This is a genomic window from Xanthomonas sp. NCPPB 3218, from assembly GCF_056725185.1.
Genome location: NZ_CM161516.1, coordinates 2,481,244 through 2,494,745, shown reverse-complemented (window position 1 = coordinate 2,494,745; position 13,502 = coordinate 2,481,244). Strand labels below are relative to the sequence as shown.

Annotated in this window: 2 protein-coding genes; both read right to left on the bottom strand. The window is 67.7% G+C overall.

The annotated features are described in order from the left end of the window. Positions 1-12: 12 nt before the first annotated feature. Positions 13-4,569 carry a non-ribosomal peptide synthetase gene (locus AC1PLS_RS10745; protein WP_184435079.1) on the bottom strand — a complete coding sequence of 1,519 codons (4,557 nt, stop codon included), beginning with the start codon at positions 4,567-4,569 and terminating at the stop codon, positions 13-15. A gap of 11 nt (positions 4,570-4,580) precedes the next feature. Next, on the bottom strand, positions 4,581-13,469 hold the full coding sequence (locus tag AC1PLS_RS10740; RefSeq protein WP_481104465.1) for an SDR family NAD(P)-dependent oxidoreductase: 8,889 nt from the start codon (positions 13,467-13,469) through the stop codon (positions 4,581-4,583). Positions 13,470-13,502 lie beyond the last annotated feature (33 nt).

Here is a 13,502-nt window from a genome sequence, read left to right as displayed (position 1 = left end):
CTTCGTCGCGAGTTATAGTACGAACCGCTCCCGTTCTTTGGCAATCTCGGACCCGGCGGACGACGCCGCGTCGCGCGACCAGCGGATCGTTTCGATCCGCCGCGCGAGTTCGCTCAGGTCCCGGCATTCGAAAAGGGTCCCGAAGGGGAGATCGACGCCGAACTCCGCGTGCACTCGCGCGAGCACCCGTATGCCGAGCAGCGAATGCCCGCCCAACTCGAAGAAGTTGTCGCGACGACCGACGGCACGCACAGCGAGTACGTCTTCCCAGATGCGGGCCAGTGCTTCTTCCTGTTCGCCCGTGGGAACGCCTCCGGTCGGCTCGCCATCGTCCCGTCCTTCAGGCAACGGCAACGCGTCGCGATCGAGCTTGCCGTTCGCCGAGAACGGCAACGACGAGAGGCACACCACCGCCGTCGGCACCATGTGCGGCGGCAGGTGGGCCTTGAGGTGGTCGCGCAAGGCATCGATCGCGATCGTTTCCCCATCCACCCCTGTGACGTAGGCGACCAGGCGCCGATCGCCCGCGTATTCCTTCACCACGACCACCGCGTCGCGCACCGACGGATGGGCGGCCAGCGTGGCCTCGATCTCGCCGGGTTCGATCCTCACGCCGCGCAATTTCACCTGGTGGTCGCGGCGGCCCAGGTATTCGATCGTACCGTCGACGCTGCATCTCGCTAGGTCGCCGGTGCGATACATGCGCTGACCGGGTTCGGCCGCATGGGGATCGGGGATGAACCGGTCGGCGGTGAGATCCGGACGATAGCGATATCCGCGGGCCAGGCCGATACCCGCGATGTAGAGCTCTCCCGGCACACCGGGAGGCGTCGGATCGAGCCGGTCGTCGAGCACGAGCATGCGCGTGTTCCAGATCGCCCGACCGATGGGCACCCGGTCGGGCACGTGGCCACGTTCGCATTCGAACGCGGTGACGTCGATCGCCGCCTCCGTGGGGCCATACAGGTTGTGCAGCCGCGCGGTGGCATGCGCGGCCAGCAGGCGACGGGCGAGATCGGCGGACAATGCTTCGCCGCTGCAGATGAGATGACGCAGCGCTGGAGCCTCGACGATAGGCACGCGAGCGAGGAACGCGGCCAGCATCGACGGCACGAAATGCGTCACCGTAATGCCCTCGTCGCGCAGCATCCGATGGAGATGGTCGACGTCACGGTGGCCGTCGGGACGCGCGAGCACCAAGCACCCGCCGCACATGAGCGGCAGCAGGAACTCCCACACCGATACGTCGAAGGTGTAGGGCGTCTTTTGCAGAACGCGGTCGTGCCGCCCGATCTCGTAGGCATCCTCCATCCAGCGAAGCCGGTTGAGCAACGCGGCGTGCGGGATATCCACGCACTTGGGCAAGCCCGTCGATCCGGACGTGTACATGGCGTAGGCCTGCGACGCGCCATCTATTGCGACCGCCGGGTCGGTGGACGGACGGTCCGCGAACGCCGTTGCGTCGACCACGCATGTCGGCGTGTCACCGCGCAGCGCTTCCAGCTTCGCCTGGAAGCGGGCCTCCGTTGCGACGAGGCGGGGTCGTGACTGGCCCAGGAAGTACTCGAGCCGTGCGTCGGGCGAACCGGTGTCTAGCGGAAGATAGGCAGCGCCGGCCTTGAGGATGCCGAGCATGGCGACCACCAGCGCACTGCAGCGCTCGAAGAACAGGCCGACGAGCGCACCGGCGTTCACCTCGATGAGGTAATGGGCGAACCGATTGGCGCGCTCGTTGAGTTCGCGATAGCTCAGCGTCTCGCCATCTGAGCGTAGTGCGACGGCATCGGGAGTCAGCCGCGCATGCTCGGCGAAACGCTGGTGAACGGGGACCAGGCACGCGGCGTTGGTGATGTCGCCGGTGCAGCGCTCCAGCAGTCGCGCACGGGCCGCGTAGCCGAGTAACGACAGGGCAAGCGGCGAGTCCGTCGGTCGCTGTTGTGCAGCGCCGTCGAGGAAATGCACGAAGGCTTCCAGCAGCGCCTCGCGGTCCCACGACGACGCGGATGCACCGCCCATGTCGAACCGCACTACCGGACCATCGCCGGAACCGCGCCACACGATGCGGATGATCGATGGCCCACGTACGGATGATACGGCGCTGCCGGCGGGCGGCGAGTCGTGCACATCCACGACGACGCGAAAACCGGGGCCCTGCTCCTCCGGCAGCCGAGCCTGCATCGAAGCGACCGCCGCCAGCTCGGCGAATGCGATAGACCGATTCGCGACGATGCGCCGGACCGCGTTTGCCATGTCCTCCGTTTCGTCCCTGCGGGACACCACCGGTACGAGCGCCTCGCGCGGCAATCGGTTCGACGGTGCATCCGCTTCACCCTGGCGCAGCACCACACCCACGCGCAGCAGCGGCACGTCGGTGATCCGGTGCAGAAACAACACGGTCCATGCGAAGAGCACGTCGTGGGGGTGATGTCCAAGGCTCGAGGCGCAGGCGTCGATGCATGCCGCGAGGCGCGGCGAAAGCTGGCGCTCCAGAGTGGATCGCTCCCGTTCGTCGTGGTCTCTGGCGAAGCCCTGTTGCGCGGGCAACGGGTCCACCGGGATGGCTTCCAGGACGTCGGCATGCCATTGCTGCGGAACCTCCGCGATACGGGGTGCATAGGCCGCCTCGCGCGACGCATGCAGATCTGCGACGAGCATCGCCTCGTCGGACACGGCATCCACGTCCGGCGCACCTTCGGGCTCCCGGCTCGCCGCCAGGCAACGTCGCACGATCGCCACGGCCTGCGCTTCGTCCACCGCCAGGGGGTGAAATCGAATATGCAACTCGGACGCGTGGCCCGGCCGGAGCACGAGCAGGCAGTCAATCGCCGGCATGGCCAAGCCGTCGGACGCGAGGTCGGTGACGTCGCTATCGCTCACCCGCACTTCGACGCGCTCCACCGGCAGGACCTTTTGCCAGGCGCCGTCACGCGCATTGCCGCCGAAGGCCAAGCGCAAGGCGGCCGTGGTTTCCGCGACGGCATTCACGGCCCGCTCCAGCGATGAGGGATCGACATCGGCCGGCACTGGCGCAACGACCCGGAGCGGATCGAGTCCCTGCCCTCCCTGCCGTCGGTAATCCATCCAGCGAAGGCGCTGGATGGCGGTCAGCGGATAGCGCCTCCCGGAGGCGCCGGACGACAGGCGCATGTCGATGCGGTCCAGCGGTGCGTCCGGCGCCTCGGCCACGAAGCGGGCGACCCGAAGGAAACGCTCCGCAAAGGCCTGGATGACTTCGGCGTCGAACAGCCGGGTGGCGTAGACGAATTCGCAATCGAGGCCGCCTGTCGTCGGCTGCGCGATCAGGGTGAGATCGTTGATCGCGCCGGATGGCGTGCCCTGCACAGGGCCGATCTTCAGCCCCGCTACGCTATCGCCCTCGCGCTGCGCGTCCCGTAATACGAAATCGACCTGCGCGATGGGTTCGTGGGACAGATCGCGCCGGCCCACGCGCTCGGCGACCAGCCATTCGTAGGGAAAATCCTGGTGACTGAACGCTGCGAGCGCGCGTTCGCGCACGCGGTCTAGGTGGGCATTGAACGACGATCCCGCCTCGACCCTCGTGCGCAGGGCGAGCAGGTTGACGAACAGACCGATGACGCCGCCGATCCGGGGATGCGTTCGCCCGGAGGATGGTGTACGGATCACGACGTCCGGCGTGTCGCACAGGCGCGCGAGAAACACCTGGAACACGCCGAGCAGGGTCATGTACGGCGTAGCGCCCGCCGCGCGCCCCAGGGCGTTCAATCGGCCCAGCGTCAGCGAAGGGACCTGGAATCGGTAGGTGGCGCCGCGGAAATCGCGCCGTGCCGGCCGTTCGCACTCGAGGGGGAGGCGCAGCAGCGCTGGCGCACCGTCCAGGTAATTTCGCCAGAACGCGCGTTGCGCCTGCAACGCCTCGGCGGTGAGGCGACCGCGCTGCCACACTGCGAACTCGGCATAGCTCATCGACGCCTCGCGAGATGGTGGCGGCGAACGTCCGGCCCGGAACGCCGCATACGCCTCCATGAGGCCGGCGACGAAGATCTGCGACGACCAGCCGTCCCAGACGATGTGGTGCACCACCCAAACGAAGACGTGGGACGCCGTGGCCCGCCGCAATAGCGACGCGCGAAACAGCGGGGCGACGCGCAGGTCGAACATAAGCTCGGCCCGCTGCCGTATGGCCTGCAGGCAGGCCTCGTCGTCGGCATTTTCGAGGTCGACCCATTCGACGAACACCGGAAGCGTCGCTTCCGAGACCTGCGAGGCGGTGCCGTCCGCAGCGGTCACGATGCGCATGCGCAGCGCATCGTGCCGCTCCACCGTCCACGCCAGCGCCCGCTGCAACGCGTCGGCATCGAGCGGACCGTCGATGCGCAGCGCCACGGTCTCGTTGTACGCCGCGACCTGCGTGCCGAGCCGTTCGACCAGCCACAAGGCTTCCTGCGCGTAGGTCAAGGGCCCGGGCACGCCCGGCGCGCGGGCAGGCTCGGGAGCAGCCGCACCACGTCGCTGGCTAAGCAGGCGATCCGCCAGCGCCTGCAACTGTTCGGGCGACAAGGCGGAGACGTTATCGGGTTCGGAAGACATACGGGTTTCCTTCATCCTTCGCTTTCGGCGGCGACCTGCCTTGCCAGTTCCATCACCAGCAGCTCGCTGAGCCGGGCGATCGTCCCTTCCGGCCGCAGAAGGGCCGGCACCTCAATGGTCACGCGGTAATGCTCGTCGATCATCGCAACGACCCGGGCGGCGAGAAGCGAGCTGCCGCCGAGATCAAGGAAGGAATCGAAGATGCCGATAGACGAAAAGCCGAGAACCTCGCGCCAGATGTCAAGCAAGGTCGTCTCCAGTTCGTTGCGCGGCGCCACTACCGCGCGGTGCGACAGGGCTAGCAGCGACGTGCCCCCGATCTCGTATCCCTCGGTCGCGCTCCCGTCGGGCTCCGCGTCGCGGCATGATGCGAAGGCGGCGTCGCGAACGCCGACGCATCGCCCGACCCGGATGCCTGCGGCATCGACCAGGTCGATATCCACCACGATGGCCCGATCGTCGCCCATGTCGCCACGACGTATCCACGCAGTTCGGGCCTCGGCGACGCGGCCCCCCATCCAAAGTTCCCGGCAGGCAAGCGCGGCGGGCAGCACGACGGTGCGCTCGTCGTCGCCGTGGCGTGCGATCTGCAGGGCTGCCGCCTGCAAAGCGATGTTCACCAGCGCGGGCGGCAAGCCAAAGCCGGCATCCATCTCGGTGGCGGCCGGAGACGCGTCGATGTCCACCACGGTAAAGGGCTGGCCTTCCTCGTCGGCGCCGCGCGCCACTTCGCCATTTCGCCGGTAAGGCGCGCCGAATTCAAGGCCTATGCGCCGCATCACCCCGATCCATTGCGGCGCCGGCATGCGGTTCGCGGCGACAACGCGCCGGGGACCGAGGTCGCCGCCCTCGTCGGATGAGTTTTCCGCCGGCACCGCCGTGCCACGCAGGTGCGTCCGCCGGGGTCCGTCGCCATCATCCGCTACCAGCGAATACACCTCGACATCGAGTCGTCCCGCTGCGGCTAGACGCATGCCGACGTGCACGGTCACCGGCCCGGACGCGATCTCTACCGGCCCGTTCCAGCGCAGGTCCAGCAGGCGCACTGCATCGCCGGGACGGCCCGCTACACGCTCCACCGCGGCGCGGAGCATTTCCAGGCACAGCACGTCGGGCAGTAGCCGCAGACCGCGCACCTCGTCTCGAACCGCCCAGGGTTCGTCGCCGGAGAACGTGCTACTGAAGCGGTACTCGCCGATGTCGGAGCTGTTCATCTGCAACAGGGGATGGAGCACCGGCACGCCCAGGCGTCCGTCGTACCCGATCGTTTCCACCCGGCGTGGCGCATCCGGTAGCGTAATGGCGGGCGGAGCGATTGCCTGCGGCGCCGATGGCAACCAAAGACGCTCCCTGGCGAATGGATAACCCGGTAGCGCGACGATGCTGCGCCGACGCGGATGCAGCCGCGCCCAGGGCACCTTGCCGCCACGCGCCCAGAACATGGCCAGTTTCTCCGCGTCCGCTTCGCGCAGGAACGTCTCCAGCAGCGCGTCTCCCGCGCTGCCGCTGGTGAACGAATGGAAGTCCGCGGCCTCTGCCGGACCGCAACTGAAGACGGTCGTACCGGGCACCGGCCGTTTGTCGCCGGCGAGCCAGGCATCGAATGCGGCACGCAAGGCGACGCGATCGCCCACCACCAGTGCGAGCCGGTGGGGCATCGCCTCACGGCCGCATTGCAGCGTGTAGGCGAGGTCGCCCATCCTCATGCGTGGATCCGCGTCGACCGCCTCCGCCAGGGCGCGTACCAGGGCATGCAGCCGATCCACGCCGCGCGCCGAGACGATCACCACGTAACGATCGGCGAACGGTTCGGCCGGAACGGCGTCCGCCGAGACCTGCTCATACTCCGACACGACCACGCAGGCATTCGAACCGCCCGCGCCAAACGAATTGATCAGGGCGGTCCGCGTGCGTTCACGCGGCCACGGCTCCACGGCCCGCGGCAGGCGGAACGGCGAGCCCTCCAGGACGATCGCGGGATTGGGTGGTTCTGTCTGGATCGTCGGCACCCTTTCGCCATGGCGCATCTGCAGCAGCACCTTGGCCAGCTGGGCCATGCCCGACGCCGCCTCGGCATGGCCGATGTTCGATTTCACCGCGCCTATCGCGCATGCGTGCTCAGACAGCCCGGAGAAGACCGTGCGCAGCGCGGCCACTTCGATCGCATCGCCCAAGGGCGAGCCGTTCGCCGCCGCTTCCACGTAACCGATCGACGACGCCGACATGCGCGCCTGCCTCAGGGCTTCCCGCATGACGGCCGCCTGCGCGTCCGGATTGGGCACCGAATAGCCATTGCTTCGGCCGCCATGGTTCAACGCCGATCCATTGATCACGCCAAGGATCGTGTCCGCGTCCTCGATGGCGGCGGACAGTGGCTTGAGCAGCACGGCACCGACGGCCTCGGACGGCAGATAACCGTCCGTCTTTCCGAAACTACGGCCGATGGCCTGGCTGGCGAGCATCTGCGCCTGCCCGAGCGTGATGTATTTCTTCGGATGGAGCGACAGGTTCACGCCCCCGGCGATGGCCAGTGTGCACACGCCCGCACGCAGGTCCGTGCACGCCATGTGGATGGCGGCGAACGCCGACGAGCACATGGTGTCCACGGCAATGCTGGGACCGTGCAGGCCGAAGAAGTAAGACACGCGGTTGGCGATGGCGGCCTGCGGAGAGGTGCCGAGGGCGTCGACGCCTTCGTCGTCGCTCGTTGCGCCGTACTGGTTGTACATCGAGCCGACGTAGACGCCCACATTGCCGGCATGTTCATCGCGCAACGCGTCGCGCGTGTAGCCGTTTTCCTCCAGCAGGTTCCACACCGTTTCCAGGTAGAGGCGCTGCTGGGGATCGGTGAACCGCGCCTCCACTGGAGTCATGTTGAAGAACAGCGGATCGAAGGCATCCACGTCGTCCAGGAAACCGCCCCATCGACAATAGGTCTTGCCGAAAAAGGCCTTGCGCGCGTCGAAACGGGCGTCGTGATCCCAGCGTTCGGGCGGTATCCCGGTGATGCTGTCGGTACCTGAACGCAGGTTGCGCCAGAACGCATCGAGGTCCGCGGCCTGGGGAAACCGTCCGTTGAACCCGACGATGGCTATGTCGTCTTCGATCGCGCCACACCTGGGCGCGGCATGGCCACCCAGGATCGACGGCGCCGACCGTGGCGGGCGCGCCGGCGCCGCGGCGGCCGCCACGTGCGCATCGGGCATGTCCGCCACGCCGAGCAGCCGGGCCACGGCCGGACGATGTTCGCGCAGCAGGTAGCCGTTGAGCGATACGAGGTCGTGGTGCTCGAAGAACAGCGTCTTCGGCAACGAGCCGAACGACTTCTCCAGCTCGTTGGTCATCTGCATTGCGAGGATCGAATCGAAGCCGTAATCGTCCAGCGGTGTTTCCGCCGAAACGCGATCCAGCGGCAGCTTCACCGCGTTGCCGAGCAACGCGCAAAGCGAGCGCAGCATGCGGGACGCGAGCGGATCGGTCGATGGCGTTGGCTGCGCCTCCGTGGCCGGGCGCACCGAAGGGGTTTCCACCGCTACGCCCGTCGACGCCAGCAAGCGGCGCAGGGAGCTCTCGGCGCCGGCCAGCACCAGTTGCACGCCATGCGCTTCGCCCAGAAGTCGCTCGAGCAGGTCGATGCCCTCCTCGGTGTCCAGAGCACGCTGGCCGCTCGACGCGAGGTACGACGCGGTCGCTTCGGCATCGCCCATGCCGAGCCCGCCGTCGCGCCACAGGGGCCACTGGATCGCGATACGCCGTACGCCCGCCGGCGCGGCGGCAACGCATGCGGCCTGAAAGCGGTTGGCCACCGCATAGGCGCATGCGCCAAAATCTCCCAATACCGCCGACGACGAAGAAAAGTGGCAGATGAAATCGAGCGGATGCCCGGCGAACGCTTCTTCCAGCGCCAGGGTTCCCGCGACCTTCGGGGCGAGCACGCGTGCGATATCCTCCGGCGCGCTGTCGAACAGGCTTCCGGCAGCGGCGATGCCAGCGGCGTGGAAGATGCCGTCGATGCGCCTGCCGTTTTCCTGCGCGACATCCATGGCCGCGCGCAACGACGCGATGTCGGCGACGTCGGCACGCGCGTGGATGATCCTCGCGCCGTGCGCTTCCCATTTGCGCATGCGTGCCTGCGCGGCCGCGTCGGGCGCCGATCGTCCGATCAGCAGTAACGTAGCCCGGTAGCGTCGCGCGAGATGTGCGGCGAGGTGTCCACCCAGGCCACCGAGCCCGCCGGTAATGAGATATGTGCCGCCATCGCGCAGCACGGGTCGCGTATCCGTTCGGGGCGTCGGCACCATTCGCCGCACGCGGCGCTCGCCATCCTCGTGGAACGCGCTCGCCGCCGCCGGGTCGGCCAGGTCGCGCAACGCATTGTCGAGCGCGCTGCGCATGGCGACGTGCGTGTCGGCGTGCGCGTCCACCACGGTGCCGACGATCTGAAGCGCATAGGGAGCGATCCGCCGGAGCGAAGGCACCAGGGCGATCCAGGCATCCACGCACGCGCGCTCCATCGGAGTGCGGCACAAGGCGGCCAGTACGATCCGTGACGGGGGCTGATCGGCCAACGCCGCGGCGCGCAGAAACGCAATGAGAGCGGGTATGTCCGACGGGGCGGGCGCCCGCTCCACCGCCCAGAGGACCACGAGAGCGTCCGCTGCGCCCAGGTCCTGCGGGGCTGGCGCCGTTTCCGCGGGGAGGAGGCGGAAGTCCACGGTGGTGGCGGCGTTATCGAACACCTCGCGCGATGTCGCCACCGCATGCACGCACTCGATGCGGCCGGGCGTCGTCGCACCGTCCGGGATCGGCGCTTCGTACCAGCGCTCATGGAACGTGACCGGCTCAGCCGGCGCCACGGCGGGATCGCCGCCTTCCATCCGGCGCGCGGCGAAACCACGCATCCGCACGAGCACGTTGCCCGCGTCGTCGCACAGCGCTACCTCGAGCTTGCGCAGGGCGGCGCTGCTCCCGACGCCGTTTCGGATCACCGCGTAAGCGGCGCCATGACACGCAGCGAAGACCTCGAGCATGTCGAGGGCATAAGGTACGTAAGGCGTCATCCGTGCAGGCGCGGCGGAAACGTCTCCGGGCACGCGCATCAGGCCGAGAGAGGCCTGCAACGCGCCATCGAGGATCGACGGATGCAGGCCGAACCGGTTCGCTTCCGGGCGCGCGACGTCGGGCAGGTCGAGGCGGACGAGCACGATGGGCGCCTGCTCGGCATCCTTCCCTACCCATACCCCCCGCATGCTGCGGAACGATTCGCCGTAGCGCAGGCCGCCCGCCTCCAGGAGTTCGTAGCACTCCGCCACCGGCAGTTCGTCGTCGCAGCCTGCGCGAACCGCATCCAGGTCGATTCGCGGCGGCGCGTCCTCGCAAGGGGTGGCGACGCACTGGAAGTGGATCGTCCGCTCCGTGCTCTCGCCGGCGAATATCTCGCAACCGAGTTCGCCCGATGGCATGCGATGCAGCCCGACATGCACCGAAGCGACGGTGCCCGTGGCGACGATCGGCTGTACCCAGATCGCGTTGCGCAGACGCCAGTGTCCCGGCGACGCGTCGCCCATGGCGCGAGCGAGCGCGGCGTGGGCCATCTCCAGGTAGGCAACGCCCGGCAGCACGGGCGCACCGTTCACAACGTGGTCGCGAAAGAAAAACTCCGTGCCGTCGAAGCGCGAGGTGAAGCGTTGCTCGTCGAGGCTGGACGTATTCTCGTGCACGACCGGATGAAGCACCGGTCGTGCGCCGGCCGTGGAAGACGCGCGCCGCTCGGCCGGTGCGCTTTCCTCGACCCAGTAGCGCTCGCCGGCGAACGGATAGGTCGGCAGCGGGAGTCGGCGGGGCGCGGGATCGGCGTAAATGGCACTCCAGTCCAACAGGTCGCCTGCCACCCACGCGCGTGCCACGTCGGCGTAACGGTTTTCCGCGAGCGCGGAACGGATGCCCACGGGCGATGACATCACCCCGCCGATACCGCGCCTGGAAGGCGATACCGCTCCCTCGAACACGTCGTGTTTTTCGGTCGCCTCCGCGAGAAAGGCGCGCAGCGCGCGCTGGAGCGAATCGAGATCCCCGGCGACGAAGGCGACGCGATGGGCGTGCGACTCCCTGCCCCGCTGCAAGGTGTGCGCGAGCCGATGCAGGCGGTCGCCTGTCGCCACGGCGTCACCGTCGGCCAGGTAGGCCAGCAGGCGCTGCGCGCTCTCGCGCACCTGCGCCGGCGTCTGCGCCGAGAGCGGCACGATGGCGGGCGTGGACGGCGGTGCGCGGAACGGGTCGTCGCGCTCGACGTATTCTTCGAGGATCGCGTGGGCGTTCGACCCGGCGGCACCGAACGAACTGACCGCCGCGCGCCGGGGGTGGACCGTCTCCTCGCCATTCACGACCACGCGCGGTCGGTTCCAGGGCGCGGTGCACGTTTGCACGACAAACGGGGTGGTCGCCCAGTCGATGTGCGGATTGGGGCGCTCGCCGTGCAGGGACGGCACGAGTGTCGCGTGTTGGAGCTGCAGCGCGACCTTGATGATGCCTGCGATGCCCGCCGCCGATTCCGTATGCCCCATGTTCGATTTGATCGAACCGATGGCGCAGTAGCCGACCGCGTCGGTACCGGTGCGGAACGCCCTGCCCAGCCCCTCGATCTCGATCGGATCGCCGAGCGCGGTACCGGTACCGTGGGCCTCGACATAGCTGATGCTGCGTGGATCGACACCTGCCTTCGTCATGCAGTCGGCGATCAGGTCGGCCTGGGCCACCGGGCTCGGCACTGAGATGCCGCTCACCGCGCCTACGTGGTTGACCGAACAGCCGCGTATCACGGCGTAGACGTGATCGTTGTCTTCGATGGCTCGCGCCAGGGGCTTGAGCACCACGACACCTACGCCTTCGCCGGCCACGTAACCGTCGCCGCCCTCGCCGAAGGTGCGGCAACGGCCGTCGCTGGAATGCATCCCGAGCAAGGCGAAGGTGAGGTATTTGCCTGGATGCAGCGAGAGGTTCACGCCACCGGCCAGCGCAACCTGGCATTCGCCCTGGCGAAGACTCTCCGTGGCCATGTGCACCGCCGTCAGCGACGAGGAGCACAACGTGTCGACGACGACACTGGGGCCGTGGAAATTGCAGAAATACGAAACCCGGTTGGCGATCGGGGCGTTGGACATGGCCAGCGATTGCAATTGCCCGTCGAACAGGCGCTGCGCCTGCCAAAGCAGGTAATCCTTGTGCATGACCCCGGCGAACACGCCGACCGGCCGGCGCTGGCCCGCGCCGTGCGGGGGCACGAGGTTGCGCGGGGTGTAGCCCGCGTCCTCGACCGCTTCCCAGGACACTTCGAGGAACAGGCGCTCCTGTGGGTCGATCGCTTCTGCAGCACGAGGCGTGACGCGGAAGAACCGGGCGTCGAACCGATCGACATCGGCGACGAATCCACCCCAGCGTGACACCTCCCTTCCGGCGATCGCTTCGATACCGTCGAAAAGATGCCAATCCCATCGCTCCGCAGGCACCTCGGCGATGCAGTCCTTGCCGGCTTTCAGGTTTCGCCAGAGTTCGCCGATGTTCTTCGCCAGCGGGAAGCGGCCTGCCATGCCGATGATGGCGATGGGCTCGTCAAGCGCCGGTTCCCGCGCTGACACACGCGATTCGATCTCCGCCCCCGTGACCGGGACCGGCGTCGACGCCTGGGCCGGAACGGACGCGAGCACGTCGCCGTAGCGCTCCACAAGATGATCGGTGAGTTCGTCGATCGTGGTGTATTCGAACAGCAGCGTCGGGGACAACGACATCCCGAAGCGCTCCTCGAGGAGCTTCACAATGTGAAGTAGGCCAACCGAATCCAGGCCCATCTCGTAGTAGCCGACGGATGGATCGATGTCGGCTGGCGACACCCCTAGACGGTCGGCGATGCCGCCCGCGATCAGCGCGCGCAGCGATGTCGGCGCGTCGTTGGCCATGTCGGCCGCCGCCGGCGATTTCGCCGCGGGAGCCGGCGGCTTCGGAACGCGGGTGCCACTGGCCAGGCTGACGATGGGAGTGTCCTTTCCGGTGGACCGACCGGATGCCTCGCTGATGGCGTCCTGGCGACGCAAGGCCTTCAGAGCCAGGTTGCGCAGTTCGGCGACCTTGCGACCACCCTCGTCGAGGAAATCGACGGTGACCAGGAACAGGTCGTTTCGCCGCCGCAATGTCGAATGACCGATGCGCGCGATGCAGCGTCCGCGGACCAGCGACGTGGCCCGGAAGCCGTCATAGGAAAGGGGAATGTACAGGCCGCCACCCGGCGAACCATCGTCGATGTCTGAGCCGGGCAACATGCCCGACGCGCAGGTGACGCCACCGTCGAGCAGGGCCGGATGGAACATGTACTGCGTGTTGCTGTCTTTCGCCTCCTCGCTCAAGCCGACATCGGCGAACGCATGGGTCGGCGTCGAGAATCCTACGCCACGCACCTGCATGAAACCGCTGTGGACCAGCCCACGCGGGCGGAACGTGGCGTAGATGTCGTCCGAATCCAGCCGTCCCTGCGGCACGGGCGGTTCGGTCTGGTGTTCACTTGGGTCGAAACGCACCTTGCAGCGATGCATCTCCGCCATTGCGTAGCACGCCTTTTCCGCAACCGGCCGGCCGTCCTGCTGTCGCGTGCCCTCGATCAGCACCCGCCATACGCCGGGACGGATCTCCGGGGCCTGGATCTCGACGAGGATGTCGTCGTTTCCCGGCAACACCATGGGCTGGTGGATGGCCAGGTGGTGCAGCTCGAGTTCAGCGAAATGATGGCCGCTGCGCCTGAAGAACTGATAGATCAGGTCGATGTAGGTCAGGCCCGGCAGCACCTTGAAGCCGTGCACCTGGTGGCTGGCCACGACCGGGTTGGAGTTTCGTACCAGGAACGTCACGCCCATGCCGATGCCACCCGTCGTTGCGTTGTGCGGTAC